The organism is Beduinella massiliensis, assembly GCF_900199405.1.
In the GTDB taxonomy this organism is placed as follows: Bacteria; Bacillota; Clostridia; order Christensenellales; family Aristaeellaceae; genus Beduinella; species Beduinella massiliensis.
On sequence record NZ_LT963430.1, the window covers coordinates 174,088 to 199,754 of the forward strand.

Sequence of the window (25,667 nt, forward strand, 5' to 3'; positions counted from 1 at the left end):
CCGTTACCGCGTTTTTTGAAACGCGATCCGGGGCGAGCCGTCCGCGAGGCGGATGTTCCCGCAGCGCGTAAAGCCGAGCTTGCCGAGCAGCGCCTGCATGGGCGCGTTGTCCGCGTGCGTGTCGATGCGTACGTTCCCGGAGCGCGCAAACGCCCAGTTCAGGCAGAAGGTCGCCGCGCCCTTCGTGCCCGGCGCGGAGGCGACCCGGTGCACGACGGCGTAGGGCGCGTCGTTTAACCACGCGCCGTCTTCGATCACGCGGTACGTCGGGTCTTCCTCCTGTGCGTAGGCAAAGACGCCCGCGAGCCTGCCGTCCGCGAGGCAGACGTACAGCCTGCCCAGCCGGATGTCTTCCTCCAGGAGCGCCTGCGCCGGGTAGCTGTTCCCCCATTGCCCGGCGTTGCCGTTTTCCGCCATGAACCTGCGCGCGTGGTCATAGATGGACAGTATTTCGTCCAGATCGCCCGAATCGGCGCGGCGTATTTCCATATGCGTTCCCCGCTTTCCATTGGTGTCTGCTATCCGGTTTATTATACCACGCGCGCCGCATCTTTGCGCGCCGCATCTTTCGTTCAAAAAATGAACGGGGTGGACAGGGCGGCGCGGAGGGATTACAATGATTTCAATGATTTGAAAGACCGATCGGAGGTATGACGCATGGACGAGGACTACCTCGAGCTCAAGGCCTGGCTGGACGAGACGCGGGACGCGCCGCTGGAGGCCATGGACGCATTTTTCGACGCGCGCATCGGCGATTATGAGGCGCACATGTCGCCCTGGGAAAAGCACTATGCCTGGATGGCGGGCCTGCTGCCGGAGGGGATCGAAACGCTGCTGGACATCGGCTGCGGCACCGGGCTGGAGCTGGACTGCATCTTTCGGCGCTTCCCGGCGCTTTGCGTGACGGGCGTCGATCTGTCGGCGGAGATGCTCGCGCAGCTTCGCCGCAAGCACGGGGATAAACGCCTTTCCCTCGTGCGGGCGGATTACTTTACCCATCCGCTGGGGGAGAACGTCTTCGACGCGGCGGTGTCCTTTGAGACGCTGCACCACTACACGATGGAGCGCAAGACGCTGCTCTTCAGGCGGCTGCGGCAGGCGCTCAGGCCCGGCGGCGTGTATCTGGAGTGCGACTACATCGCCGGGACGCAGGCGATTGAAGACCTCGTGTTCGCGGAGAGCGCGCGGCGGCGGGCGCGGGACGGCATCGCGCCGGAGGCGTTCGTGCACTTCGATACGCCGCTGACGCTCTCGCACGAGATGCAGGCCCTGCGGGACGCGGGCTTTGCGCGCGTGGAGTGCATCGGCTTTCTGCCGGGGGACAACCATACGCCGATGATCCGGGCGGTGAAGGGATGAGAAAGCGGCTGATCTTCCTGTGCGGCCCCAACGGCGTGGGCAAGACGGCCCTTTGCCGGGAAATTCTGCGCAGGACGCCGGGCAGCGCCTATGTGGACAGCGACCCGCGGCGGCAGACGAACCCCTTCGTGCTCAGCGACGAGACGGCGCCGGCGATTCAAAAGAACCTGTCCTGCGTGCTGACAAATTACCTGCAATGCCCGGCTGTGGACACGGTGCTCTTTTCCTACGGCCTTCACGGGCGCAGAAGGGAAATCTTCGAGGGCGTGCTGGAAGACCTCGCAGGGCAGAGCTTCCGCTTCTTCCCCTTCCTGCTCACCTGCGGCGAGGCGGAAAACGTCCGGCGGATGCGGCTGGACGGGCGCGACGAGGCGCGCATCGAGCGCGCGCTGCGCGTATCGCGGGCCGCTTACGACGATGTGCCCTATCCGAAGATCGACGTGACGCATCTGTCCGTGCCGGAGGCCGCGGCGCTTATTCTGGCGCGCTGCACCCTTTGAATCAAACATCCCCCGTAAGGCCGCCGGCGATTGGGTTCGCCGGACGCCCCGCGGGGAAGTTTTTTAAAATTGAAATCAATCCTCGATGATCTGCTCGCAGACGCTGTATACCAGCGCTTCCAGGGCCTCCTGATAGTGCTCGCCGATGTCCTCGCGCTGGAAGTAGCTCATGACGATCATGCGCAGCATCGCCTCGGCGATGTCCCTGGACACCTTGAGCCGTGCGCCGGAGCGGTCGATCAGGCGCGCGATGTGCTGGCTGTCGCTGTGGTAGTGTTCCCGCAGGACGTCCGGCGGCAGGCGGCGCAGGATGGCGGGCAGGTCCTTGGCGAAGAGCGCCATGGTCTCGCCCTGGCCCATAACCCGGCAGGCCGTGAGGATCGCCTGGGCGACGCGGGCCTTGAGCGGCAAATCCATGCGGCCGTCCAGCACGGACTCGGCGCTGCCGTAGATGTCCGCGTGCCATTCCTCCAGGATGTCGAGGAAGAGGTGCTCCTTGCTGTCGTAAAACCGGTAAAAGGCGCTCTTGGAGATGCCCGCTTCACGCGTAAGCTGCTCCAGCGTCGTCTTCTTCATGCCGATCGTCGCCGCGCAGCGCCGGGCGGCATCCGTGAGCAGCCGGGTGATGGTTTCGCGTTCCTGCATGCTGAATGCCGTCGCCATTGCGTTCATCCTTTCTTTGGAGGGCGCTGCCCTCCAATCCTCCCGCCAAAGGGACGTCGTCCCTTTGGAATCCCGTCCTGTTCGTCTGTAGCATGACGCGGCCCCCGCGCCGCAGCGCAAAGTGGGATTCTCAAGGGGCGATGCCCCTTGAGCGGGGTTCAGGGGCGGAGCCCCTGATGGATTTACTTGGTAAGGTACACCGTCGCGCTCATGCCCAGCAGCAGGTTCGCGCCGCCGACGGAGAGCTTCACCGTGTAATAGCTGGCGTTTTGCTTGACCGTGCCCAGCGCGGAGATCGAGGTCACCGTGCCCTGATAGACCGTCTCCGGAAAGCGGTCGAAGACCACGGGCACGCTGTCGCCCACGGTGAGCGAGCCCAGGTCCATTTCGTCCACGTCCGCGGTGACCTGCAGGGCGCTCTCGTCGCTGACCGTGCACAGAAGCTGGCCCTTGTAGACCTGCTGGCCGCTGGCGGCGGCGAGCGCGCTGATCACGCCGGAGGCGCTGGAGGGAACCTTTGCGGAGAGGGCGTCCGGCGCGGCGTCCGCGGCGGCGAGCTCGAAGAGCAGGTCGCCCGCCTTCACGCTCTGCCCTTCCGCCGCGTGTACGCGCAGCACCCTGCCGCTGCCCGGCACCGAAACAGGGCTCGCGGGCGCGCAGGTGCCCTTGCCCACGTTGCTTTCGCGCGTGTAGAAGGAATCGCGGTAGAGGTTTACGCTTTGCTTGACCTCCGGCGTGCCGGAGAGGATTTCCACCTGATACCCGGAGGGCGACACCGCCGTGACCCGGCCCGTGCCGTTCGCCTTGTCCCCGGAGGCGTTCTTGTAGTAGAGCAGCTCGCCCACGTGCAGCAGCTTGTTTTCGGCCTCGTCGTAGGCGCCGGTGGTCGTGCAGTCGAGGATCAGGTTTTCCTTCGGCTCGACGGCCGCGATGCCGCCGTAGCGGCGGGTCACGGCGTCCGCGTCGTCCCCGGCCGCCGCGAACAGCGCGCCCAGCGTGCCGTCGCAGGGGGCGTATACCTTCGCGGTGTCCAGCTCAAAGAGGGCGTCGCCCAGCTTCACGCGGTCGCCCAGCTCCAGGTCGAAGGGCAGCAGCACGCCGGAGTAGGGAGCCGTGATGTCGAAGGTGCGCACCGCCTCCACCTCGCCGGTGGCGGTGTCCATCGCGCCGAGGTCGGTTTCGGCCAGGGCGGCGCTCCCCGTGAGCGCGAGCAGCAGGCAAAGCAGCAGGCAAGAGATTTTCCGCATATCAAACATTCCTTTCTTCGCTTGGGATGTGTTCACGCATCACTCGACGCTCTTGAGGGAGGTCACCATGTCGATCTTCCTTACGTTGCGGGTCAGAATCCACTGCACGAACCGGGAAAACGCGAACGTCACGACGCAGGCGATGAGGATGGACTGCAGCTCCACGTGCGCCCCGTAGACCATCTGCTCCGATTCGACCGAGTGCATGACCACGCCCGTCAGCCAGATGCCCGGGCCGATGCCCAGCAGCACGCCGATCGTCGTAATCCAGTTGTTCTCGCGCACCATCAGGCGCTTGATCTCCTTTTGGTGGTAGCCCAGCACCTTGAGCGTCGCGTACTCGCGGTTGCGCTCCATAAAGTTCAGAATGCCCATGTTGTATAGGATGACGAACGCGAGGCCCAGCGCCGCGCCGCTCATCAGGTTGAAGATGCCGGTCAGGGACTTCAGGATGCTCAGGTTCTGCTCGTGCTGCACCGCGGGATCCTTGAGCGCGTCCAGCTCGTCCATCTGGCGCACCCTGGCGGCGCAGGCGTCCGTGGGGGCTTTGAGCAGCAGCGAGGTGGGCCTGAAGTCTCCCTTGCCCAGCGTATCCCACAGCGCGCGGCTCATGTAAACGCCCTGGCCGATGTTGCTGTAGACGACCTTGGCGACCGTCTCCCGCAGGGGCTGGTCGTCGCCCGGCAGCCAGATTTCCACCGCGTCGCCGGGGGAAAGCCCGATCGTCTCGCAGAGCTTTTTCGTCACCGCAACGCCCTGTGCGGGGATTTCCGTCCAGGTGCGGTCTTCGCCCAGGTTGAGCAGCCGCTGCCCGGGCTCTACCACGGTCAGGGTGGTCGTGCGCGCGTTCTTTTCGGCGCGCAGGCTGACCGCCTTCTCCATGATGCCCTCCACCCGCTCGGCGTCCAGACGGCTGTAATAGGACTGCGCTGTGCCGCCCTCGTCCGTGAGGTCGGCGCGCAGGTCGTACTGGATCGTGCCGTCGTAGTATTCGCCCACGAAAAAGCGAACGGAATCTTCCAGCCCCAGGGAGGTGATGATCAGCATGTTGCAGCAGAGGATGCCGATGAGCAGCATGACGGCGCGCAGCTTGTTGCGAAAGAGGTTGCGCACGACCATCTTCGTGTTGAAGCTCAGGCGCTTCCACAGGCCGGTAAAGCGCTCCAGAAAGATGCGGCTGCCGTCCTTGGGCGGCTTGGGCCGCAGCAGGGAGGCCGTGACCTCGCGCGCTGCCTTTCGGTAGGCGAAGTAGCAGACCGCGCAGCTCAGCGCGACGGAGAGCGCGCACATGCACCACGCCGCCGCGGATACGGGCGCGCGGAGCTGATAGGGAAAGACGTAGTGGCTCGCCTCCATGTCCCACAGCATCTTCGGCAGCGTAACGCGTCCGACCCCCAGGCCCAGCAGCGCGCCCACGAGCGAGGGATAGAACGCATAGGCCAGATAATGGCGCGTCACCCTGTTTCCGCCGTAGCCCAGGGCCTTCAGCGTGCCGAGCTGCATGCGCTGGTTGTCGATCAGGCGCGTGATGGTGGTAAGCACGATCATCGCGGAGACGGCGAAGGCGAGCATCGGGAACACGTAGGAAAGCCGCCTGTACATCGTCACGTCGTTTCGCGTGCGCTGGGTGGAGCCGTTGGCCTTTTGGTCTACCACCAGCGCGTAGGGATAGAGGTCCTCGATGCGCCCGCGCACGGCCGCCTCGTCCGCGCCCGGCGAAAGTTCCACGAGCAGTTCGCTCGCGGGAATGGGGGAAAGCGCCGGCAGATTCACGATCGCAAAGCCATAGTGCATCGGGTCTGGCGTCACGTCCTTGGCGGTGATGACGTATTCGGGGCTCAGCACGATGCCGCGCACGGTGAAGCTCTGGTCGTAGCCGCATTCGTCCAGCTTCAGGCGGAACGTATCCCCGACGGACAGGCCGTTGGCGTCGGCGAACTGCTTTTCCAGCAGCAGTCCGCGTTTGTCGTCCTTCGCGAGCAGCGCGCCCTCCTTGAGAAGCGGCGCGTTGATCTCCGCCGCCCCGTCGTAGCCCAGCACCTGCAAGGTGCCGCCGCTTTGCAGGTTGGTGTCCATCTCCGCGTTCACGCGCATCTGCACCCGCTGAACGCCCGTCAGGCGCTCCACGCGGCGCAGGGCCTCGCGGTCCGCGCCCGGCAGCTGCACCCAGAAGTCCGCGAGGTTTTGTTCCTCGTAGTACGTCTCGATGGTGCGGTCGATCATGCGCCAGGCCGCGTCCAGGCCGCTGAACACCCAGGTGCCCAGCGCGCACAGCAGCATCATGGAGATGAACTGCAGCTTCGCCCTGGACATGTCGCGGAGCAGCTTTTTGCGCAGGGTATTCTTGTCTTTTACCATGCGATGTCCTCCACTCTGGCGGGGTTTTCGCAGAGCGTGACCGAATCGATCCCGCCGTTCTTCATGCGGATGACCCGCCGGCCCAGCGGGGCGATCATCGCGTTGTGCGTGATGATGACCACCGTGGTGCCGAAGTCGCGCGAGAGGTTGGAAAGGAGCGAGAGCACCTGCACGCCGGTCTTGGAGTCGAGCGCGCCGGTGGGCTCGTCGCACAGCAGCAGCGCGGGGTTTTTGCACAGCGCCCGCGCGATGGAGACGCGCTGCTGCTCGCCGCCGGAGAGCTGCGCCGGGAAGTTGCCCATGCGGTCCGCAAGGCCGACCTGTTCCATCACCTCGCGGGGGTTCAGCGCGTTTTTGCACACCTGCTGGGCGAGCTCTACGTTCTCCAACGCCGTCAGGTTGGGCATCAGGTTATAAAACTGAAACACAAAGCCCACGTCCAGACGGCGGTATTCCGTGAGCTGGCGCGGCGTGAGCGCCGTCACCACCTTGCCCCCGACGGTGATCGTGCCGCTGGTCGCCCGATCCATGCCGCCCAGGAGGTTGAGCACCGTCGTCTTGCCCGCGCCGCTGGGGCCCAGCACCACGCAAAGCTCCCCCTTCTCGATCTCGAAGTTCACGTGGTTCGCGGCGCGCACCGGCTCGCCCGCGGTCGGGTACTCCTTGCACACGTCCTCAAAAGCGATATAAGCCATGCACATTTTCCTTTCTATCACGGGAGACAAGTCCATAAAAACAAATTGATTTTATGTTTTTATTATACGCGCTGGAAGGAAAATGTCAACTGACCGGGGGAAGATCGCCTGCGGCGCGAAAAATCAAGCGCCGGGCGAGGGCGTTCGTCCCCTGACATAGGGGGAACACAGCCCTTCGTCCGGCGGCGAATTCGTCTATTCTGGCGCGCGTCAGTTGCCCATGAGGCTTTCCGGCATCCGCTCCATGCCCTTGAGCATCAGCATGCCCACCGCGTAGCAGGCGATGGCTTCGCCCGCGGCGACGTAGAGCATGCACAGCGGAAGGGGGATTTCCGGCGTGTAGAGCGCGTGCACGAGCGCGCCCACGATCAGCCCGTTGAAGACGACGGGCGGCAGCGCGGCGAGCCACTTGTTTTTGCGCAGCATGCGGGTGGAAACCGCCGCCAGCAGCGTCGCGAGCGAGCCGAAGACGATGTCCGGCAGCGCGCAGCCGCCGAGCAGATTGGCGAGCAGGCAGCCGACGAAGAGCGCGGGCACGGCCTCCGGGAGGAGCACGGGCAGCAGCGTCAGCCCCTCCGACACGCGCACCTGCATCGCGCCGTAGCTGATGGGCGCGAGCACGAGGGTGAGCGCGGCGTAGAGCGCGGCGATGACGGCCGCGCGGGTGAGTTTCTTGACGTTCGTTTTTCGCATTTTCATTCTCCCTCGCATCGGCCGCCGCGCGTCCGCGTCCAGACAAAACAAAAGCGCCTGCATTCGCCTCCATCTGGCGAACGTAGCCGCAAACGCGCAGCCGCAGCCGCGCGCGAATCCCTAGTTTTGTTTAAGGACTGGATGGTCTCGAACAGTCCGATGCAATTTTTAAAGCCGCTTTATTGTACGCGATTGCCCGCAAAAAAGCAAGTGCTTTTGCGCATAGCCCGCGGACGCGGCGGGCATGCTATGGGAGCAGAGAAAGGGGGAGAGGAAAAAATGCATACTGAAAAGCATAGTCAGTGCATCCATTGCTCCGTCAGTTCCTGTAAGTATCACGATACGCAGGACATGTGCGGCCTGGAGAGCATCAAGGTCGTCGCCAAGAACAACTGCCACAACGGTTGTAAGGACGAAAGCATGTGCGGCAGCTACGAGTGCTGCAAGTAAGGTGGTACGCGCACAAAGGGAGCGGCGAAAGCCGCTCCCTTTGTGCTTTTCTAATCGTCCAGCCGCTGAATCGTCGGGGCGATCCGTACGTCCGATGTGCGCAGATAGCCGTACGTGCCCTCGATGTCCATGACCCAGCCGATCTCCCCTCGCGGAACGCATACATGCAGCCACAGCCCGTGGTTTCCGGCCGTGCCCAGCACGTGCAGGCGCGTGCCCGCCTCCAGCTCCGCGACGGGCTTGGAGGCGCTGCCCAGCTTTTCGTAGAGCGTACAGGCCGTAAGCGTCTTGGCCACGGGCAGCAGGTTACCGTTTAGCGCGGCGGCCACGCGTTCCGGGTTCGGCTCCGAAACGTAGGGGCGGCTCATGTAGGCCTCGACGCCGCCCAGCCGCACGCGGAACCAGGGCCAGAATTCGCCGGGGTACGTCTCCAATACGTGGACGAGCGTGCCGTTAAAGTAGTTCCCCAGCGATTCGGAGCGTGAACTTGCGGCCGTGCGCAGGTTGACCGAGGCGCCCGCGACGGCCACGTCCGCGTCAAATTTCGGCGCGGAGGCGGCGTAGGCATGAACCGCCTCCGGCGTGCGGGGAAACTCGTCGGCGTTCAGGTATTCCAGAAACTCCGTATGTACGCAGGGAATGTATTCCTCCTGTGTTTCGCCGACGGGCGGGGTCTGTGTGACGACGAAGCAGGTACGCGGATAGTCTGAACCGATGGTGAGCGCGCTGCCGTCAGGAAACCGGTGCTCGTAGTTGACGAAGACGAGGCAGCGGTATTGCTCGCCCTCCTGCATGCCCCGTACGCTGCGAAGGCCGTAGGTAAAGACCTCTTCCCCGCCGTCGCCGCAAGGGTAACGGAGCAGAAACCCGGCGCGATCGTCAAAGGAGAAGGTAAAACTTCGGTTGGACAGGACGGCATGCGCCGCACTGTCCGCGAGAGTCCATTCTGATTCCTTGGGCTTTTCGAGCGCAAGCAGGTAGGTTTCCCCTTCGCGCTTAAGCGCGATCATCGCGATGGCGGGAAAGTCCTGCTGGACGCTTTGGCGGATCGCCCCATGAATACATGCGGCATCCGCCCATTCGCCGTCCGAAAGCGCCTGAGCCAGTTCGTCCGGCAGTTCTTCGTCAAAGGTCGTGTAGGTGTACGACAGGTGTACGCCTGCGATCGCTTCCGTCCAGGTCTTCGTCTGCGCCCCTGCGGGGAGGGGCTGCACGGCGAAGAGCAGGGCGGCGGTGAAAACGCAGACGGCGCGGGAGATGGTTCTGCGCATTCCTGAGCCCTCCTTCAAAGCGTCGGGAAACTCGCGGGGATTTCCCGCTTTTTCCATTTAACGCCTGAGGGACGGCATTTCGTCCCGAAGCGATACGGGTTTCTTTTTACAGCGCCAGCGCGGCCTCGACGTCCGCGTCGCGCCCCTCGATGTAGTCCGCGTAGAGGAAGGGCACCTGGGTATCCGGCAGGAGCGATCCTTCGCCGTAGGAAGCGTCCATGACAAAGCGCTTCGTGGAGTAGTAGACGACGAGCGGAAGCCCCTCGACCTCCGCATAGCCCAGCTCGCCGTAGTGGTTGACGCTGCCGCCCGTGGGCCTGCCCACGAGCTGCGCGCCGATTTGGCGCAGCTGCACCGCGTTCATCAGCGCGGAGGAGAACGTATTCTCACCGATGAGCGTTATCAATTTGATGTCCCGGCTCTGCCGCAGCCCGTCCAGCACATTCAGCAGGGGCTCGATGACCGACGAATCGCCGCCCCCGTTATAGCGCAGGTCCACGAGCACGCGCGTGTAGCTGCCCGCCTCGAGCTGCGCCTTCACCTGCTGTGCAAACGCGGCCATCGGCAGGTTCGGGTCCTCCTGGCAGCTGTAGTAGGAGATGAGGAGCGCGTCCTCCGTGAGCTCCGTCGCCTGATAGATCGCGCGCGCCTGCTCCGCGGCCGGCGTCGCCGCGCGCTGCGCAAACGCAAAGCGGGTGGACTGTATCTGCGCGGAGGAAAGCGCGTCCAGGCGCACGTCCGACTCGATTCCGTTCTCGTCCCGCACCGTGAGGGTAGCGCCATCCGCGTTTCTCAGCAGGCCGAGGTAGGAGAGCGCGTCCGCATTCATGAAGCTCTGGGCGAACTGCTTGCGCCGGTAGGCTTCGTTATCGTAGCTCAGCAGCACGGAAAAGCGCTCGTACACCGTTTCGACCGGCGTGCCGTCGATCGCGAGCAGGGTACAGCCCACGAGCTGCGCCTGCTCTTCGGGCACGGCGAGCAGGCGCAGGCCGTCGTCGAACCAATAGGCCGACAACGGGAGGACGCGCATGCTTTCCTGCGCCTCCGGGGCGAGCCCGGCCTGCGTGTGCGCGTCGTGCAGCGACGCTACGAGCTCGATTAAGGCATACGCGAACGCCTCGTCGTCGAGCGTCTGCGCGAGGCGCTTCGTCTCTTCCTTGCGCGCCTTCCAATCCGCTTCGCCTGTGAGCGCATAGAGGTTATAGTGGTTTTGCTCCAGCGTGCCGCAGAGGCTTTCCAGCGCCTCAATGCGGCGTTCGGCATCCGCCAGGCTCAGGGCCGGCGTCAGCAGCATGAGGGCCGTGAGCAAGCCGGCCAGCAGGCGTTTCATGTTCATCTTCGTTCCTCCCATTCTGGTTGACTGCGCCTATGATAACGCGATCAAGGTCGAATGTCAAACGAGGCGCGCCGCATGCGGCGCGCCCCAGGCCATCGCCCCAGCCGATGGCTTTGTGTAAAATGAAAGCTCGTTTAGCGCGTACAAAGACGTCCCCTTCGCAAATGCCGCGCATTGGACTTCGCAGAACGCCCCGCCTGTAAGGAGGCGAGGCGTCCAGAACGGCGCGGGGCACAGCGGCAATTAGAAGGAGCGCTGGGCGCCCTGGGAGGTGTCCGACGGGGAATCGTCGTCCTCTCTTTCTGCGTCCTCCGATTCTGCGGGACTCACGTACATGCCGCCGGATACCGTGTGCAGCCGCACGACGGTCGAACGGTCGCCATAGGGGTTCTCCCCGAAGTCGTTGTGCAGCTTGCCGGAGACGCTGGAGGTGTCCAGCGTGAAGCCCGCGACATCCCGCGGAAGGGTAAGGCGCGTGGAGCCGGAGACGGATTCCAGATTGACGGACGAAGGCGCGGTCCAGCAGTTGATGCGCACGCTGCCGCTGGTGGTGGAGGCGTCTACCGTGCCGAACGAGCCCTCGGCGCGCACGCTGCCCGAAACCGTGCTCGCGTGCAGCGCGTCTGCGTTTGCGGCGATGTGCAGGCTTCCGCTCGTGTTGCTGACGTCGATGGCGGAGGCGCGGCTGGAGAGGTCGGGCGAGAGATGGATGCTGCCGCTGACGCCGCTGATCTGGGCGCGCGTCATGCGCACGCCGTCCACCGTGAGCGAGCCGCTGGTGCTGCTCAGCTTGTATCCGAGGGCAAGGCGCTCTGGCACGCGCACGGTCAGCCTGCCCGGCCATCTGCCCAACGAGATTAGCCGGAAGTTTCTGGGCGATTCGATGACGATTGCGCCGTTCTCCACGGTGACGATCGGGCAGCGGGCCATGTCGTCCTCGCTGCAAAGGTAGGTTACATGTACGTCCTCGCGGCCTTCCGCGAGGATCTCGATGGTGTCCGAGACCATGCGGACGTCCATGAGGGAGAGGCCCTGCGCGTCATAGGCCTCGTCGAGCAGGGTGTACTTCGGGTCGCCGCCTGAAAAGATGTTCAAATGAAACCCTCCAAATCCATTATCCGCTTTGGTCATCATGAAACCTGCAAAACACAGCAGTAGAAACAGAACGATCCCCCAAAGGACGAGTTGAAACCGGATAGCCCCTTTTTTCATTGTGCACGCCCCATCTCAAAGAGCAGGTGCGCGATGCGGGTCAGCGCATAGCCGATCAGCCAGGCGACCCAGGTGATGTGCCAGTGCATCGTGCTAAAGCTCCATATGAAGTAGATAACGGTCGTAATCGCCCAGATCAGCGAATCGATCGACCGCAGCGATTCCCCGTTGCGCATCCTATAGCCGTCTTCGTCGTCCGGATCCGGCGCGCCGGAGAGGCTGCGGTTGTAAGCCGCCACGTCGTAGGGCACGCTCATGTGCGTATAGATGAGCAGCCCCGTCGCCGCGGCGATGAGCAGGAACATCAGCACGACGGACGAATCCTCCAGTCCGAGGCCCGAGCCCAGGATGACTACGGTGGGCGAGAGGATGTAGAGCGCCACCGACACGGCCGTGTTTCGCGCCCTGCGCTGCCGGTAGTAATCGATCAGCTCCTTTAGGGGAGCGTCGGGCTTCAGGTCGTCCAGCAGCGCGTCGATGTCGCCGACGTTCGCCGCCATGAGGCTGAAGGCTTCGCTTTCGCTCCTCCCTTCGCGCAGGTAGTCCTCGTAGCGCTCCAGACAGTTGGCCGTCAACTCTTCGCGCAGTTCCTGTGCTCTGCGCGTCATCGGCACACCGCGAAAGAGCCCCGCGATGTAGCTTTCGATCCGCTTGTTCATGTGTTCCCTCCTGCACCCGTCAGTTGGTCGATCAGCCCCCGAATGTTCTCCCAATCCCTCATGTTTTCCTCGTACAGCGCACGCCCGGCGGGGGTGATGGTGTAGTACCGCCTTCTGGCACCGGACGTCTCGTCGCCCCAGTACGACTGGATGCACCCCGCCGCTTCCAGGCGGCGGAACGTGGTGTAAAGCGTCGCCTCTTTGAGCTCGAACTGGCCGTGCGTGATCTCTTGCAGGGTCTTGTTGATGACGTACCCGTAGCTGTCGCCCCGCGTCAGCTGCGCAAGGATGATCGTGTCGGTCAGTCCGCGCAGCACGTCCGACAGGTTGAGCATGGCGCTTCCTCCGTTTCAGCGCCCGCAGGAGAGGCCGCCTCTTCGCGGGTTACCTGTATTATACCAGCGATACCTCGCCTGTCAATGTATCTCGCAGATTAAAATTGTATGAGAAGACGAATGTGCAGCATGTCAGATGAGAAATCTTAGAGCTTACAAAGCAGCCCATCCCAATATATACTAATAAAAAAATAAAAATACGAAGGAAAGAGCGAAATGCTTCGGGGAACGTTTATGGAGGAATACGGAACCATCCGGATCAAGCTGGACGATCTGCTTCAAAACGCGGGCCTCAGCAAGAACAAGCTGAGCCACAGAGCCGAAATGCAGCGCGCACAGATCAACAATTACTGCAACAACAGAATAACCCGTCTGGATATCGACGTGCTCGCGCGGCTTTGCACCGTCCTGCACTGTGAAATTGGCGACCTGCTGGAGTTCGTGCCGCCCAAACGGCACGAGGAGAAGGGGGCCTGACGATGCGGTATGCGCGGATCCTGCTTCTGCGCAGGGAGCGCGGCCTCACGCAGGCCGAGGTGGGCAGGCGCATCAACGTGACGAGCCGTACCTACGCATACTATGAGACGGGGGAGCGGATGATCCCCCCCGGCGTGCTCTGCAGGCTTGCGGACCTGTACGGCGTCAGCGTGGACTACATCCTGGAACGCACCGGCAGCCGCGTTCAGCCGGACGAAAAATAGGGAGCGGCCCGTGGAAGGCTTCATTTCCACAGGGCGCTCCCTTTTCAGATTCCATTTTCCCCAACCGCTCCCGTGTCCTCTCCGCCGCCGCGCTCGATTTGAAAGATAACGGGCCGCGCGCTTGGGAACATTCCTTCTGTCCTTATGCGGCATTCCTTTTCCGTTCACGCGCCGCGTCCGGCGAGGAAGTCTACAAACTGTCGGGCGATGCGCGGGGAACAGCCGCTGTGGCTGACCGTCCAGGCGAGCGCCTCCGGACGCACATCGTCCCAGGGGCGGGAAAGGCCGCGCGCTTCCATCAGGCATTTGACGATGTGCAGGTATTCCTCCTGCGTGGGGGCCGTAAACGTCATGCGGATGTCGAAGCGGTCCGCGAGGGAGAACTTTTCTTCCAGCGTGTCGCGCTCGTTGACGTCGTCCTGCCGCTCGGAAAAGCGCTGGCGCACGATGTTTCGCCGGTTGCTCGTGGCGTAGACCACCACGTTGGAAGGCCGCGCCTCGAGCCCCCCCTCGAGCACGGTCTTGAGCGCCGTATACTCCGGGCAGCTGTCGGAAAAGGCCAGGTCGTCCACAAAGACGATGAACTTGCCGGGCTGACGGCGCAGCATCGAAAAGATCGCGGGCAGGCGGGTCAGGTGCACGAGCGGCACCTCCACGATGCGCAGCCCCTGCGTCCAGTAGGTGGTGAGCAGCGCCTTGACGGTCGCGGACTTGCCGGTGCCCTTGTCTCCGTAGAGCAGCACGTTCGCGGCGGGCTTCCCAGCGAGCAGCAATTCCGTGTTCTGGACGAGCGCGCCGCGCTGCTGCTCGTAGAGCACCATGTCCTCCAGGCGGATGGGGTCGGGCCGCTCGATGCCGCGCAGCCCCAGCGGGTGCTGCGCGCTCTCCCCGACCCAGGTGCAGCCGGGGTAACGGGCGAACAGGCCGGTACCGTGGCGGCGGAAGAAGGCGGCGAAGTCCCCGATCTGGCTGGCGCGCAGGGAGAGTCCCGCGAGGCGCGGGTCGGCTTCTCCGCGCGGCGTCTCCAGCTCCCAGGCCGGCAGGTGCTCAAAGACCGACTGGTCGACGCAGCCGTGCGCGGCGAGCGTGAGGAACGCGGCCGGTTCGATGCCCGTCAGCTCCCCCAACGCCTCCAGGTCGCGCGCGCCCGCGCGCAGCACGCTGTAGGGCAGGCTTTCCGCCGGGGTGCCCGCGCAGACGGAGGCAAAGGCGCTGTCCTGAAAGAGCACGGCTTTGAGCGCCGCCTCGCCAAAACCGGACAGACCCCTTGCGATGCAGGAAAGCCACGCGCTGTAGGCCTCGCAGTAAGCGTGCGCAAAGTCCCCGGTATCCACCCTGTCGCGCGAGGCCTCGAGGAGCAGTGCTTCCAGAGCCGCGACGGCAGGCACGCGGCGCACATGGGCGAGCGCGGTCAGGCATTGCAGGCGGGCGTAAAGCGCCCGCGCGGTCGGTTGATCGATCATGTTTCCACCTCCGATGTATGGGGACAGTGTACCACAAATCCGTCGCGTTGCAAAACGCAATTTATCGCGGGTTTGGGGCCGGTGAGGCCGGTTGCGGGCGCACCCGGCGCGGGGATGCGCCATAACATACAGAAGAGGGCGCCGCGCATCGCGGAAAGGCCCTCGTCCGCTCGACAACGGAGGTGTAGTTATGGCTTGGGAAATCGTTCACGGCGTGGTTGCGCACCTGATTATCCTGGCGCTCGTGGTCAAGGTGTTTTTCTGGTAACCCCGCCTTTGAATTTAAGAGAAGCGAAAGAAAACCGCCCCCGCGCAAATCGGGGGCGGATTGAGAAAGACGTCGCGCCTCACATCTTTTCCGGCGCTTCAATCCCGATGAGATAGAGGCCGGTCTTGATCGTGCGCTGCGCCGCGCGGGTGAGCAGGACGCGCGCGGCGGCGGCGGCGGGGTTGTCGTCCAGAATGCGGTGCTCGTAGTAGAACTTGTTGTAGGCCTGGGCGATCAGCGTGGTATGCCGCGTGATCATGAAGGGCTCGTTGCGCTCGCGCGCTTCCTCCACCGCCTCGGGGAATCGCGCCAGCAGCCGGAGCAGCGCCTGCGCTTCGTCGTCGCACAGGGCGGCATAATCGGGCGCGGTGCTCAGCCCTTCGGCCTTGCGCAGCACCGAGCAGCAGCGCGTGTGCGTGTACTGTACGTAGGGGCCCGTCTCGCCGTCGAAGTTGAGCATGCGGTCCCAGCGGAAGTCGATGTCCTTGATGCGGCTGTTTTGCAGGTCCGTGTAGATCACCGCGCCGATACCGACCTGACGGGCGACCTCTTCTTTGTTCTCCAGGTTGGGCGACTTCTGCTCGATGATCTCCAGCGCCTTGTTCATCGCGCGCGAAAGGAGATCCTCCAGGTAGATGATGTTGCCCTTGCGCGTGGAAAGCGCCTGACCTTCATAGCTCACCATGCCGAAGGCGACGTGTTCCATGTCCTTATACCAGGGATAGCCCATCTTCTCGATGACCTTGAACAGCTGCCGGAAGTGCAGATCCTGCTGGTAGGCCACGACGTACAGGCACTTGTCGAAGTCATAGGCCTTCTTGCGGTAGAACGCGGCCGCGAGGTCGCGCGTGGCGTAGAGCGTGGTGCCGTCCTTTTTGAGGATGAGGCAGGGCGGCATGTTGCTTTCGGACAGGTCCACGACCTCGGCGCCCTCGCTTTCCACGAGCAGGCCTTTTTCGCGCAGCTCCTCAATGACGGGCTCCATCTTGTCCTGATAGAAGCTCTCGCCCGCGTAGGAGTCAAACGTTACGCCCAGCAGGTCGTATACGCGCTGGGTGTCGCGCAGGGTGACCTCCTTGAACCAGTTGAAGATCGCGAGGGCTTCTTCGTCGCCGTCCTCAATCCGTTTGAACCACGCGCGGCCTTCGTCTTCGAGCGAGGGGTTCTCCTCGGCCTCCCTGTGAAAGCGCACGTACAGGTCGACCAGCGCCTGCACGCCGCCGCGCTCCACGTCCTCCCGGCAGCCCCACTTCTTGTAGGCGCAGACCATCTTGCCGAACTGCGTCCCCCAGTCGCCCAGGTGGTTGATGCTCACCGTCTTGTAGCCGCAAAAATCGTAGATGCGCCGCAGCGAGTGGCCGATCATCGTCGTGGACAGATGGCCGATGTGAAAGCGCTTGGCGATGTTGATGGAGCTGTAGTCCAGGCATACGGTCTTGCCCGCGCCCACGCTTGAAGAACCCCAGCGGCCCGGATTTTGGAGCACCGCGGCGAGCGTTTCCCGCGCGAAGTTTTCGCGGTTGAGGAAGAAGTTCAGGTAGCCGCCTACGCACTGCACGCTCGCGGTTTCGGGCGCGTCGATGTGCTGCGCCAGGGTCGAGGCGATCATCGGCGGGCCCTTGCGCAGCGTCTTGGCCAGCTTGAAGCAGGGGAAGGCGTAGTCGCCCAGGCCGGGTTCCGGTGGAATCTCCAGCATGTCCGCGATGGCGGGCGCATCTGGCTCGCAGGCGTCAAAGCCGGCCTTGAGCGCGTCGAAGACGAGCGATGCGATGCGAAGCTTCATATCCATAAGAACGTCCTTCTTTCAAACGAAAATTTCATTTCCTTATATCAGTCTGTTTATGATAGCATGCGCATCGCTTTTTCGCAAGGCGGAGTGCGCCTCTTTCTTTGGGCGATTTTTTGGGGCGCACAATTTCCAGAGTTTCACCAAAAACCGGCGGGCACCTTTTCCATTTTGCGCACATCCTTCCACGGCATTTTCCACACCTTTTGCCGCCTTTCCTGTGGACAATGTGGAAAAGGGTCGGGAAATGTCGGGTTTTGCTGGTGAAACCGCATGTTGAAAGGTTGTGCAAAGTTTTCCACAGAATTGTCCACATTTTCGGCTTTTTTGTGGATAACTTGCGGCTGAAACAGAAAGGGCCTGCGGATAAGCGGAGTTTTGGGGATTTTCTTTGGGAAATCTCTGTGCCGAGCCCGCCTGCGGCGCGGACAAAAAAGGCGCGCGGGGTTCGCTTGGAACCTCCGCGCGCCTTGCGGCTATAGCTGACTTATGCCTGCTCGGCCAGGTATTCGTTGAGCTGATGCACGAGCTCGTCCACGTTGACGCCGTGTACGCTGCCGGCATCTTCAATGCTTTCAGCGGTCGCGTGCGGGCAGGTCAGGCAGTGCATGCCAAATTCCATGAAGATACGGGCGGTACCCTGGTTCAGGCGCAGCACCTCGCCGATGGACATTTCCTTGGTGACGTTCGCCATGGGAAGATTCCTCCTCTAAAATTTCACCGAAAGGTGAAAGCAATATGAATGCGGAATGCCGCATCTATCATACAACAATTTACCCCGTTTTACAAGAAAACAAACGCGAAAACAGAAGGATACGGCGGACTTTGCGAAATCAGCGGGAAAAGAAGGAAGAACGCGCAGGGGTGAAGAAGAAACAAAAAGCTCTTTATGGGCCGCCTGTAACGCGGCCAAGCAGGACAGATATGTGGAGGCTTCGCAATGGACATGCGCGAAAAGAAAGCCCGCTTTGAGCGGGAGGGCAAAATTTACGACGCTGCGCTGCTCACCTTTTTGGGCGTCGACGGGTTCGACGTGTACAACTGCTCCATCCCCTTCTCTTGGAACGGGCGCGAGTACATCTATGGCCGCGTGGAGCGGCGCGGCGAATGGGCGCGCTCCTGGGTACGCCTGTTTGAAAAGACGGGCAAGGATACCTATACAATCGTGCCCGAATCGATGATCTATCCGCTGGAGGACCCGTTCATTCAGCGGATCGGCGGCGAACTCGTGCTGGGCGGCACGCATGTGCGCAAGCAGTCGGGAAACATCGAGACGTACTACGGCTACTTTTACCGGGGCACGGAGCTGGAGGACATGCGTTATTTTACCACCGGCCCGGACAGGATGAAGGACATCCGCCTGATCCAGCTGGCGGACGGACGCATCGGCGTGTTTTCGCGCCCGCGCGGCCCGGAGGTCGAGGAAAAGTACGGGTCGGGCGCGGTCATCGGCTTTGCGGTGATCGACAGCCTGAATGCGCTGAATTCGGACGTCATCGCGGGCGCGCCCGCCATCGGCAATCTCTTCGGCCGCGGGGAATGGGGCGGCTGCAACCAGTGCTATCTGCTGCGGGACGGCCGCGTCGGCGTGATTGGGCATAAGTGCTATCAGGAAAAGGGTGAGGCCGCGGCGGAACAGCTGGTCTACCTGAATGTGGCCTTCATCTTCGATCCGAAGACGCACGAGGCGACAGAGCCTAAGATCATCGCTACGAGGCGCAGTTACCCCGCCGCGCCGGCCAAGATGCCGAACCTGCTCGACTGCGCCTTTACGTCCGGCATCGTGAAAAGGGAAGACGGCAGGGTAGACCTGTACAGCGGCGTGGGCGACACCTGCGAAGGCCGCGTGACCATCGACAATCCGTTCGCCGGCCTGCTTTGAGCACCTACGGGCCGCGCGTAAAATAAAGATCCATTTTGCGCGAAGGCAGCGGGGGAGGCTCTCCCTCTTGCAGCCCCTCTTACGTGGCGAAACTTTATCGAGAATCTGATGCCCGCAGCGAAGGACGTCCCGTCCGCCGCTGCGGGTCTTTCGATAGTGTCCAAGAAAATTTTCGTTGTTTGTCATAAAAAACCACATAAATCATATTCTTTTAGAGCAATAAGACGTGCGGAATATGGGGGAATCCGCATGATATGGATTTATAAATTTTACGAAAATCAATCTTTTGAGGTAAAATTTAATAAATGGGTTGCATTTTTTTGAAAGAGTTTGTATAATGTGTTCAAGAAGATGCGGGAAATAGTGGATTAAATGGCGATGGGGTGTCGTGCGAATCAGAAAAGCCTTTTATTTTTCCGAAAAACGAAAACGGTTTAGGCACGGGGGATTCTACAGGCGCCGCCCTTGGACGCGCACGGTGGCGCAAATGGGAGACCATTCGGGCCGCGCCAAAAAAGAAAACACCGGACGTCCGGGAAGGCAGAATGCTTCCGCAGGACATCCGATCGAGGCCGTCATAAAATGTCTGTATTTTGTGCCGCCGGGGCGCGGCGGTTCATCTGCCTGCGTATTCTCCCAATCCCTGTATTTGGCGGATTGTGGAAAATAAAAATTAACGGAGGAGAGAAAACATGAAAAACAGGAAACTCGCGGCCCTTTTTCTCGCGCTGGTCATGGTCTTGTCCATGGGCCTTGCAGCCCATGCGCAGGACGTAACCGAGCTGCCCCGCAACGAGACGCTGTACTTTGGCGGACAGCAGTGGGGTACCGTCAACTCCTGGAATCCTGTCGGCGCTAACCAGAACAACGCGATGGCTACCACCGCGAACGCGCAGGGCAGCCGCACCATCATGTTTGAAACCCTGTACATGTACAACTTCATGGACGGCTCCATGAAACCGCTGCTGGCCGAGGGCGAGCCCGTCTGGAACGACGCCCTGACCGAAGTGACCGTGAAGATCAACCCCGCGGCGAAGTGGTCCGACGGCACGCCGGTCACCGCAAACGACGTGGTGAAGACCTGGGAAATCGACATCGCCACGGGCAACACCGCCGCGGTCGCCTATCAGGGCTACATCGACGCCATCGAGGCCGCGGACGACGCTACCGTCGTCATCAAGGCCAAGCTGACGGAGGACGGCAAGCCGGTCAACCCGCTGCTCCTGAAGGACTTCCTCACGGGCGTCTTCATCGCGCAAAAGGGCTGGCTGGAAACGCTTGAGACCCGCTGCGGCGGCGACGGCGTGGCCATGGCCAACGACCCGGCGGAAGACGTCGTCTGGTCCGGCCCGTACACCAAGTTCTTCGCCAACGACCAGATGGTCGTGCTGGTGCGCGACGACAACTACTGGGGCCAGGACGCCTCCATGTGGGGCAAGCTGCCGGTGCCCAAGTACATCGCGCACGGCATCTACGCCGACAACGCCGCGCTGGAAGTCGCCTTTAAGGCGGGCGAAATCGACGTGAACCAGCAGTTCCTGCCCAACATCCAGAACCTGTGGCTCAAGGACGGGCTGCCGATTTCCACCTACATGGAAGAAGCGCCCTACGGCGTGTGCCTGACCATGCCGACCGCTTGGTTCAACATGAACATCCCCGAGCTGCAGAACCGCGATCTGCGCAAGGCCATCGCCATGGCGGTGGACTATGATACCATCATCGCCAACGCGATGACCAACCAGAGCCCCTCGTTCGCGGACGTGCCGCGTTCCGTCATGAACCCGACCGCGGGCGAGCAGGCCATGTACGACCATGAGGCCGTGAAGGATCTGCAGTGGGTCGGCAACGACATCGAAGGCGCGAAGGCGCTGCTCGACGCGGCCGGCATCGTGGACAACGACGGCGACGGCTGGCGCGAGATGGACGGCAAGAAGCTGAGCTTCAACGCCTGCTGCCCGAACGGCTGGACCGACTGGCAGGCCGCCATGGAAATCGTGGCTGCGGCCGGCAAGAACATCGGCGTCGAAATCACGACCCTCTACCCCGAATGGTCCATCTATCAGACCGTGTTCACCAACCCGGATCAGACCGAGTATCAGATCTTCATGTACTCCGTGGGCGCGGCCGCTCCCTCCATGCCGTGGGCGCGCGTTCGCCAGCTCATGGGCGGCGACCTGATCGGCGTGCAGAACAACTGGACCGGCAACTTCGGCCAGTACAAGAACGAGCGCGCGGACGAGATCATCGCGCAGATTCCGCTGACGACCGACGAGGCCGAGCTGAATAAGCTGTACACCGAGGCGACCGAGATCTACCTGACCGAAGTTCCCTCCTTCTCGCTGATGTATCGTCCGGCCGTGTTCCACGCCGTGAACGAGAGCATCTGGACCAACTATCCGGAAGACGGCGACGGCCGCAACATTCCGCCGGCCGACTGCACCGACGGCTATGGCATCGCTGCACTGTTCGATCTGGAGCTTGTCAATCCGTAAAACCTCATGATGCAAGAGAGGGGGCATGCCGCCAAGGCCGCTTGGCGGCACGCCCCTCTCTGCATTATCGAGGGATGGATCGGCGCTGAACATTTCAGGGGGAATGGAACATGAAGGGATACCGGAAATACTTTACCAAGAAAATCGTATGGTTCCTGATTACGCTCGTCGCGGCCGTAATCGTCAATTTTACCCTGCCGCGATTGATGCCCGCCGATCCTGTGGCTGCCATCGCCGGAAAGACGCTTCAGGGATCGACGGACCCGACCGCGATTCAGCAGGTCTACGCGCGCTATCAGGAAGAGTTTGGGACGAACAAGCCGATGTACGAGCAGTTCTTCATTTTCGTCAAGAACCTCTTCCACGGCAACCTGGGCGTTTCCTTCAGCCAATACCCGCGCACGGTTTCGGACATCATCTCCAGCGCGATCATGTGGACGATCTGCCTTCAGCTGCCCGCGATCATCGTCGGTTGGTTTTTGGGCAATCTTCTGGGCGCGCTGGCCGCCTATATCCGCAAGGGCTTTGACAAGGTGCTCATGCCTGTTTCGCTGTTCATGAGCAACATCCCCGCCTTCGGCATGGCGGTCATCCTGCTGGTCGTGTTCGCCATCAAGCTGGGGATCGCGCCGACCGCGGGAGGCTACTCGTTTGAAATGATCCCCAATTTCAGCTGGAACTTCATCAAATCGGTCATCTGGCATTATCAGTTGCCCTTTTGGTCCATCGTGCTGATATCCATCGGCGGCCAGGCGGTGGGCATGCGATCCATGTCCATCTACGAGCTGAACGCCGATTATGTAAAATACGCGCGTTTCCTGGGCATCAAGGACCGCAAGATCGTGGGCTACGTGTTCCGTAACGCCATGCTGCCGCAGGTAACCGGCCTCGCGCTTTCGATCGGCACCATGATCGGCGGCGCGCTGGTGGCGGAGATCATCTTCAGCTATCCGGGGCTGGGTTCTACCATGTACGCGGCGGTCACCGCGGGGGACTATCCGCTGATCTCCGCGACGACGCTGATCATCACCTTCATGGTGCTGATCTGTACCTTTGTGCTGGACATCGTCTACGGCTTCATCGACCCGCGCGTCAAGGCCGCGCAGTTTGATTGAGGGGAGGAGATCATATGAAAAATACGTTGCGTCAGGTATTTCACTCCCCGAAGTTTGTGGCGGGCTTCAGCATCTTTGTGTTCATCCTGCTGCTCATGTTCTTCTACCCCCTCTTTAACCCCGGCAATCCGCTAGAAATCATCGGCGACGGCCTGCTCAGGCCGGGCACGTACTTCTCGCTGTACGATTCCGTCGATTCCAGCAGAAATACATTCAAGCTTTCGGATGCGGACGACAAGCGCATGGGCAAGCTGCTCAGCTATGAGGACCGCATCACCATGGTCGGCTGGCTCAGCGCCGCGGGCATCGATGTGAGCGGCCTCGACATCACCAATACGGAAGCGCTGATCGAATTCTGGCACGCGGGATACGATGCCTCCCTTCGCCCCAGCGGCATGACAAAGGCGCAGCGCAACGCCTGTTCACGCATCGATAGGCGGTTAAACGAGCTCACCAGCGCAGCGCAGCTGAGCGTCATGGTGCCGGATACAGAGACGGGCGAGCTCGCGGAAAAGGGCACCATCGGGAAGAACGACTACGTGAACGTCGCGGACGTCGCCAATACGCTCACGCTGCCCCTGGGCACGGATAACTTTGGGCGCGACGTGCTCAAGGAGCTGGTATCCGCCTGCGGCACCTCCATCCGGATCGGCCTCATCGCCGGAACGGTCGCCACGCTGATCGGCCTGATGCTGGGCCTGCTGGCCGGGTATTTGGGCGGCATCGTCGACGACATCATCATGTTCGTTACCAATATTTTTACCGTCATCCCCAGCTTCGTGCTGCTCATCCTCATCTCTTATTCCATCGGTCAGGATCAGCGCGGCGCGTCGACCGTCGCGCTGGTCATCGGCCTGACCTCCTGGGTGTGGACGACGCGCTCCGTGCGTTCGCAGGTAATTTCGCTAAGAGGGCGCGACCATGTGAACCTTTCCAAGCTCTCCGGCCACAGCCTGATGCGCATCATCATGACGGATATCCTGCCCTACATTGCCAGTTACGTGGTGATGGCCTTCATTTTGCAGATCAGCTCGGCCATCCTCGCTGAGGCGCAGCTTTCGCTGCTGGGCCTGGGCCCGAAGACCACCGAGGTGCCGACCCTGGGCCTGATGATGAACTGGGCCATGCTCTATTCCGCGCACCTGAACGGCTCGTGGTGGGCGTACTTCCCCGTCATCCTGACCATCGCGCTCATCTCGTTCTCGCTGAACCTGATGAACACGGGGCTGGATCAGGTCTTCAATCCCACGCTGAGAGACTAAGGAGGGCGAAGCCATGAGCAAGACGATACTGGAAGTCAAAGATCTGACGACGAAATACATCACCCGCTTTCACGAGGACGTCTATGCGGTCGATCACGTGTCGCTCAAGATCGAGGAGGGCAAGAGCCTGGGCATCGCGGGCGAAAGCGGCTGCGGCAAATCGACCTTGGCGCTCAGCCTGATGGGCTATTACTTCGCGCCGCTGCACTACACGAGCGGCGACATCGTCATCGACGGACGGAATATTTCCGGCATGAAGCCGGACGACGTGCGCAAGAACATCCTGGGCACTGAGATCGCCTACATTCCCCAGGCGGCCATGAACGCGCTCAATCCCACGCGCAAGATCAGTAAATTTGTGGAGGACGTCATCCTGGCCCACGACCCGAAGCGCGACAAAAAGGAGATTCAGGAGATGGCCAAGGCGCGCTTCGCCGAGCTGGGGCTGCCGGTGAGCGCGTTGGAGAAACACGCGGTGGAACTGTCCGGCGGCATGAAGCAGCGCGTGGTCATTGCGATCTCCACCATTCTTTCCCCCAAGGTGCTGATCGCGGACGAGCCGAGCTCCGCCCTGGACGTCACCAGCCAGAAGATGGTCATTCGCATGCTCCGGGAGATGATGGAGAAGGGGTACATCAAGGCCATGATCTTCATCACGCACGAGCTGCCGCTCCTTTACAACGTGACGGACGACATCATGGTCATGTACGCCGGGCAGATCGTGGAGCGCGGCACGGCCAAGGAAATGGTTTTCGACCCGATTCATCCCTACTCGCGCGGACTGATGAAGTCCATCCTCGTGCCCGAGGAGGGGACCCGTGCGCACAAGCTGACGGCGATCCCCGGCACGCCGCCCAACCTCAAAAAGCCGCCCCAGGGCTGCCGGTTTGCCGAGCGGTGCAAGTACGCGGTGCCTCTGTGCCGCGCGAGCGCCATGCCGATGATCGACGCGGGAGAAGGACGGACATACCGCTGCGGCCATTCCGTGGCGCATTTGAGGGAGTTGTATCAGGATGAAGAATGAAAACGTGAAAGAACGCCCTCTCTGCCTGAGCGGCAAGGGGGTAACCAAGGTTTTCGGTTACGGCAACAAGACGACCGTAGCGGTCGATCATGTGGATTTTGCGTTTCGTCAGGGCGAACTGGTGAGCATCGTGGGCGAAAGCGGCAGCGGCAAGACGACGCTGTCGAAGATGCTGCTCGGGCTCCTGAACGCCACCGAGGGCGAGATCTTCTTCCAGGGAAAGCCCAGGGACATCTCCAGCGGCGCCAAGAAAAAGGAATATTGGAAGGGCATTCAGGCGATCTTTCAGGATCCCTTCTCCTCCTTCAACGTCTTTAACAAGATCGACACCGTGCTGCTGGACTGCATCAACATGCGCGGCGGCCGCCGCCTTTCCAAGGAAAAAAAGGTCGAAATGATGACGGAGGCCTGCGGGTTCGTCAACCTCAAATACGCGGAGCTGACGAACAAGTACCCCTTCGAGCTTTCCGGCGGACAGATGCAGCGCCTGATGATCGCGCGCATCTTCCTGCTGAAGCCCAGCATCCTGCTGGCGGATGAGCCGACCTCCATGATCGACGCCTGCTCGCGCGCGACGATTCTGGATATGCTGCTGCACCTGCGCGACGAGACGGGCATGACGATCATCTTCATCACGCACGACATCGGCCTGGCCTATTACATCTCCGACAGCGTATACATCATGGAGCACGGCAAGTTCGTGGAAAGCGGCTCCGCCGACGAGGTCATCTTAAACCCCAAGGCAGCCTACACCAAGCGTCTCATCAGCGACGTGCCCAAGATTTACGAGCCGTGGGATCTCTCTACGCCCGTCGAAGGATGAGTTCAAACGACAGCGCGGCCCCGCTTCCACGCCGGAAGCGGGGCCGTTTGCCGTCTTTATGCGGGCGGCCGCC

General features: G+C 61.9%; 25 protein-coding genes. 11 read left to right on the plus strand and 14 right to left on the minus strand.

What is annotated here, in order from left to right:
• Nucleotides 1-3: 3 nt before the first annotated feature.
• Nucleotides 4-489 carry a GNAT family N-acetyltransferase gene (locus C1725_RS01650; protein ID WP_102409954.1) on the minus strand — a complete coding sequence of 162 codons (486 nt, stop codon included), beginning with the start codon at nt 487-489 and terminating at the stop codon, nt 4-6.
• Nucleotides 490-657: 168 nt separating this feature from the next.
• Between C1725_RS01650 and C1725_RS01655 the strand changes: the two genes are divergently transcribed.
• Both C1725_RS01655 and C1725_RS01660 read left to right on the plus strand, forming a co-directional pair.
• A complete protein-coding gene (locus C1725_RS01655) occupies nt 658-1,359 on the plus strand; it encodes a methyltransferase domain-containing protein (protein WP_102409955.1) in 702 nt (233 codons plus the stop codon).
• Nucleotides 1,356-1,859: an AAA family ATPase gene (locus tag C1725_RS01660; protein ID WP_102409956.1), complete on the plus strand. Its 504-nt coding sequence runs from the start codon at nt 1,356-1,358 to the stop codon at nt 1,857-1,859. Before C1725_RS01655 ends, C1725_RS01660 begins: the two co-directional genes overlap by 4 nt.
• A gap of 75 nt (nt 1,860-1,934) precedes the next feature.
• On the opposite strand, the gene C1725_RS01665 is transcribed toward C1725_RS01660, so the two are convergent.
• From C1725_RS01665 to C1725_RS01685, 5 genes are all read right to left on the minus strand, one after another.
• On the minus strand, nt 1,935-2,522 hold the full coding sequence (locus tag C1725_RS01665) for a TetR/AcrR family transcriptional regulator (RefSeq protein ID WP_346026234.1): 588 nt from the start codon (nt 2,520-2,522) through the stop codon (nt 1,935-1,937).
• A gap of 182 nt (nt 2,523-2,704) precedes the next feature.
• Nucleotides 2,705-3,769 carry a biotin/lipoyl-containing protein gene (locus C1725_RS01670; protein ID WP_346026235.1) on the minus strand — a complete coding sequence of 355 codons (1,065 nt, stop codon included), beginning with the start codon at nt 3,767-3,769 and terminating at the stop codon, nt 2,705-2,707.
• Between the two features lie 39 nt (nt 3,770-3,808).
• On the minus strand, nt 3,809-6,127 hold the full coding sequence (locus tag C1725_RS01675; protein ID WP_102409959.1) for an FtsX-like permease family protein: 2,319 nt from the start codon (nt 6,125-6,127) through the stop codon (nt 3,809-3,811).
• Nucleotides 6,121-6,822 carry an ATP-binding cassette domain-containing protein gene (locus tag C1725_RS01680; protein ID WP_102409960.1) on the minus strand — a complete coding sequence of 234 codons (702 nt, stop codon included), beginning with the start codon at nt 6,820-6,822 and terminating at the stop codon, nt 6,121-6,123. The genes C1725_RS01675 and C1725_RS01680 overlap by 7 nt, the downstream gene beginning before the upstream one ends.
• Before the next feature lie 210 nt (nt 6,823-7,032).
• Nucleotides 7,033-7,515, minus strand: a complete 483-nt coding sequence (locus C1725_RS01685) for a QueT transporter family protein (RefSeq protein ID WP_102413208.1) — start codon at nt 7,513-7,515, stop codon at nt 7,033-7,035.
• 279 nt (nt 7,516-7,794) lie between these two features.
• Between C1725_RS01685 and C1725_RS19115 the strand changes: the two genes are divergently transcribed.
• Nucleotides 7,795-7,965, plus strand: coding sequence for a DUF1540 domain-containing protein (locus C1725_RS19115; RefSeq protein ID WP_346026236.1), 171 nt, complete (start codon nt 7,795-7,797; stop codon nt 7,963-7,965).
• Between the two features lie 50 nt (nt 7,966-8,015).
• On the opposite strand, the gene C1725_RS01695 is transcribed toward C1725_RS19115, so the two are convergent.
• From C1725_RS01695 to C1725_RS01715, 5 genes are all read right to left on the minus strand, one after another.
• Entirely contained in the window at nt 8,016-9,236 is a 1,221-nt protein-coding gene (locus tag C1725_RS01695; RefSeq protein ID WP_102409962.1) for an SH3 domain-containing protein, read from the minus strand.
• 106 nt (nt 9,237-9,342) lie between these two features.
• Nucleotides 9,343-10,572 carry a S41 family peptidase gene (locus tag C1725_RS01700; RefSeq protein WP_102409963.1) on the minus strand — a complete coding sequence of 410 codons (1,230 nt, stop codon included), beginning with the start codon at nt 10,570-10,572 and terminating at the stop codon, nt 9,343-9,345.
• A gap of 243 nt (nt 10,573-10,815) precedes the next feature.
• Nucleotides 10,816-11,667 (minus strand): DUF4097 family beta strand repeat-containing protein, encoded by an 852-nt coding sequence (locus C1725_RS01705; protein ID WP_346026237.1) that lies wholly within the window; start codon nt 11,665-11,667, stop codon nt 10,816-10,818.
• 113 nt (nt 11,668-11,780) lie between these two features.
• On the minus strand, nt 11,781-12,443 hold the full coding sequence (locus C1725_RS01710) for a permease prefix domain 1-containing protein (RefSeq protein ID WP_102409965.1): 663 nt from the start codon (nt 12,441-12,443) through the stop codon (nt 11,781-11,783).
• Entirely contained in the window at nt 12,440-12,778 is a 339-nt protein-coding gene (locus C1725_RS01715; protein ID WP_102409966.1) for a helix-turn-helix transcriptional regulator, read from the minus strand. Before C1725_RS01715 ends, C1725_RS01710 begins: the two co-directional genes overlap by 4 nt.
• A gap of 216 nt (nt 12,779-12,994) precedes the next feature.
• Between C1725_RS01715 and C1725_RS01720 the strand changes: the two genes are divergently transcribed.
• Together C1725_RS01720 and C1725_RS01725 are read left to right on the plus strand one after the other, a co-directional pair.
• Nucleotides 12,995-13,255, plus strand: coding sequence for a helix-turn-helix domain-containing protein (locus C1725_RS01720; RefSeq protein ID WP_346026238.1), 261 nt, complete (start codon nt 12,995-12,997; stop codon nt 13,253-13,255).
• A 2-nt stretch (nt 13,256-13,257) separates the two neighbouring features.
• Nucleotides 13,258-13,479 carry a helix-turn-helix domain-containing protein gene (locus tag C1725_RS01725; protein WP_102409967.1) on the plus strand — a complete coding sequence of 74 codons (222 nt, stop codon included), beginning with the start codon at nt 13,258-13,260 and terminating at the stop codon, nt 13,477-13,479.
• 164 nt (nt 13,480-13,643) lie between these two features.
• On the opposite strand, the gene C1725_RS01730 is transcribed toward C1725_RS01725, so the two are convergent.
• The 3 genes from C1725_RS01730 to C1725_RS01740 all read right to left on the minus strand — a co-directional run bounded on the left by C1725_RS01730 (nt 13,644) and on the right by C1725_RS01740 (nt 17,690).
• Nucleotides 13,644-14,942, minus strand: a complete 1,299-nt coding sequence (locus C1725_RS01730) for an ATP-binding protein (RefSeq protein WP_346026239.1) — start codon at nt 14,940-14,942, stop codon at nt 13,644-13,646.
• A gap of 347 nt (nt 14,943-15,289) precedes the next feature.
• A complete protein-coding gene (gene argS, locus C1725_RS01735) occupies nt 15,290-16,999 on the minus strand; it encodes an arginine--tRNA ligase (protein ID WP_346026240.1) in 1,710 nt (569 codons plus the stop codon).
• 484 nt (nt 17,000-17,483) lie between these two features.
• Nucleotides 17,484-17,690 (minus strand): DUF1858 domain-containing protein, encoded by a 207-nt coding sequence (locus tag C1725_RS01740; protein ID WP_102409969.1) that lies wholly within the window; start codon nt 17,688-17,690, stop codon nt 17,484-17,486.
• A gap of 246 nt (nt 17,691-17,936) precedes the next feature.
• On the opposite strand from C1725_RS01740, the gene C1725_RS01745 reads away from it, so the two are divergent.
• The 6 genes from C1725_RS01745 to C1725_RS01770 all read left to right on the plus strand — a co-directional run bounded on the left by C1725_RS01745 (nt 17,937) and on the right by C1725_RS01770 (nt 25,594).
• Nucleotides 17,937-18,878, plus strand: coding sequence for a DUF1861 family protein (locus tag C1725_RS01745; RefSeq protein WP_102409970.1), 942 nt, complete (start codon nt 17,937-17,939; stop codon nt 18,876-18,878).
• Nucleotides 18,879-19,570: 692 nt separating this feature from the next.
• Nucleotides 19,571-21,370 (plus strand): ABC transporter substrate-binding protein, encoded by a 1,800-nt coding sequence (locus tag C1725_RS01750; RefSeq protein WP_102409971.1) that lies wholly within the window; start codon nt 19,571-19,573, stop codon nt 21,368-21,370.
• A 110-nt stretch (nt 21,371-21,480) separates the two neighbouring features.
• Nucleotides 21,481-22,485 (plus strand): ABC transporter permease subunit, encoded by a 1,005-nt coding sequence (locus C1725_RS01755; protein WP_102409972.1) that lies wholly within the window; start codon nt 21,481-21,483, stop codon nt 22,483-22,485.
• Nucleotides 22,486-22,499: 14 nt separating this feature from the next.
• On the plus strand, nt 22,500-23,747 hold the full coding sequence (locus tag C1725_RS01760) for an ABC transporter permease subunit (RefSeq protein WP_102409973.1): 1,248 nt from the start codon (nt 22,500-22,502) through the stop codon (nt 23,745-23,747).
• 13 nt (nt 23,748-23,760) lie between these two features.
• On the plus strand, nt 23,761-24,771 hold the full coding sequence (locus C1725_RS01765) for an ABC transporter ATP-binding protein (RefSeq protein ID WP_346026241.1): 1,011 nt from the start codon (nt 23,761-23,763) through the stop codon (nt 24,769-24,771).
• A complete protein-coding gene (locus tag C1725_RS01770; protein WP_102409974.1) occupies nt 24,761-25,594 on the plus strand; it encodes an ATP-binding cassette domain-containing protein in 834 nt (277 codons plus the stop codon). Before C1725_RS01765 ends, C1725_RS01770 begins: the two co-directional genes overlap by 11 nt.
• The last annotated feature ends 73 nt before the right edge of the window (nt 25,595-25,667 follow it).

Bases quoted from the DNA above. Each gene is read 5' to 3' on its own strand.
- C1725_RS19115 (WP_346026236.1), top strand. From the start codon at position 7,795: ATGCATACTGAAAAGCATAGTCAGTGCATCCATTGCTCCGTCAGTTCC.
- C1725_RS01665 (WP_346026234.1), bottom strand. From the start codon at position 2,522: ATGGCGACGGCATTCAGCATGCAGGAACGCGAAACCATCACCCGGCTG.
- argS (WP_346026240.1), bottom strand. From the start codon at position 16,999: ATGGATATGAAGCTTCGCATCGCATCGCTCGTCTTCGACGCGCTCAAG.
- C1725_RS01765 (WP_346026241.1), top strand. From the start codon at position 23,761: ATGAGCAAGACGATACTGGAAGTCAAAGATCTGACGACGAAATACATC.
- C1725_RS01675 (WP_102409959.1), bottom strand. From the start codon at position 6,127: ATGGTAAAAGACAAGAATACCCTGCGCAAAAAGCTGCTCCGCGACATG.
- C1725_RS01760 (WP_102409973.1), top strand. From the start codon at position 22,500: ATGAAAAATACGTTGCGTCAGGTATTTCACTCCCCGAAGTTTGTGGCG.
- C1725_RS01710 (WP_102409965.1), bottom strand. From the start codon at position 12,443: ATGAACAAGCGGATCGAAAGCTACATCGCGGGGCTCTTTCGCGGTGTG.
- C1725_RS01680 (WP_102409960.1), bottom strand. From the start codon at position 6,822: ATGGCTTATATCGCTTTTGAGGACGTGTGCAAGGAGTACCCGACCGCG.
- C1725_RS01650 (WP_102409954.1), bottom strand. From the start codon at position 489: ATGGAAATACGCCGCGCCGATTCGGGCGATCTGGACGAAATACTGTCC.
- C1725_RS01750 (WP_102409971.1), top strand. From the start codon at position 19,571: ATGAAAAACAGGAAACTCGCGGCCCTTTTTCTCGCGCTGGTCATGGTC.
- C1725_RS01695 (WP_102409962.1), bottom strand. From the start codon at position 9,236: ATGCGCAGAACCATCTCCCGCGCCGTCTGCGTTTTCACCGCCGCCCTG.
- C1725_RS01745 (WP_102409970.1), top strand. From the start codon at position 17,937: ATGGACATGCGCGAAAAGAAAGCCCGCTTTGAGCGGGAGGGCAAAATT.
- C1725_RS01655 (WP_102409955.1), top strand. From the start codon at position 658: ATGGACGAGGACTACCTCGAGCTCAAGGCCTGGCTGGACGAGACGCGG.
- C1725_RS01685 (WP_102413208.1), bottom strand. From the start codon at position 7,515: ATGCGAAAAACGAACGTCAAGAAACTCACCCGCGCGGCCGTCATCGCC.
- C1725_RS01770 (WP_102409974.1), top strand. From the start codon at position 24,761: ATGAAGAATGAAAACGTGAAAGAACGCCCTCTCTGCCTGAGCGGCAAG.
- C1725_RS01730 (WP_346026239.1), bottom strand. From the start codon at position 14,942: ATGATCGATCAACCGACCGCGCGGGCGCTTTACGCCCGCCTGCAATGC.
- C1725_RS01715 (WP_102409966.1), bottom strand. From the start codon at position 12,778: ATGCTCAACCTGTCGGACGTGCTGCGCGGACTGACCGACACGATCATC.
- C1725_RS01670 (WP_346026235.1), bottom strand. From the start codon at position 3,769: ATGCGGAAAATCTCTTGCCTGCTGCTTTGCCTGCTGCTCGCGCTCACG.
- C1725_RS01660 (WP_102409956.1), top strand. From the start codon at position 1,356: ATGAGAAAGCGGCTGATCTTCCTGTGCGGCCCCAACGGCGTGGGCAAG.
- C1725_RS01700 (WP_102409963.1), bottom strand. From the start codon at position 10,572: ATGAACATGAAACGCCTGCTGGCCGGCTTGCTCACGGCCCTCATGCTG.
- C1725_RS01725 (WP_102409967.1), top strand. From the start codon at position 13,258: ATGCGGTATGCGCGGATCCTGCTTCTGCGCAGGGAGCGCGGCCTCACG.
- C1725_RS01740 (WP_102409969.1), bottom strand. From the start codon at position 17,690: ATGGCGAACGTCACCAAGGAAATGTCCATCGGCGAGGTGCTGCGCCTG.
- C1725_RS01755 (WP_102409972.1), top strand. From the start codon at position 21,481: ATGAAGGGATACCGGAAATACTTTACCAAGAAAATCGTATGGTTCCTG.
- C1725_RS01720 (WP_346026238.1), top strand. From the start codon at position 12,995: ATGCTTCGGGGAACGTTTATGGAGGAATACGGAACCATCCGGATCAAG.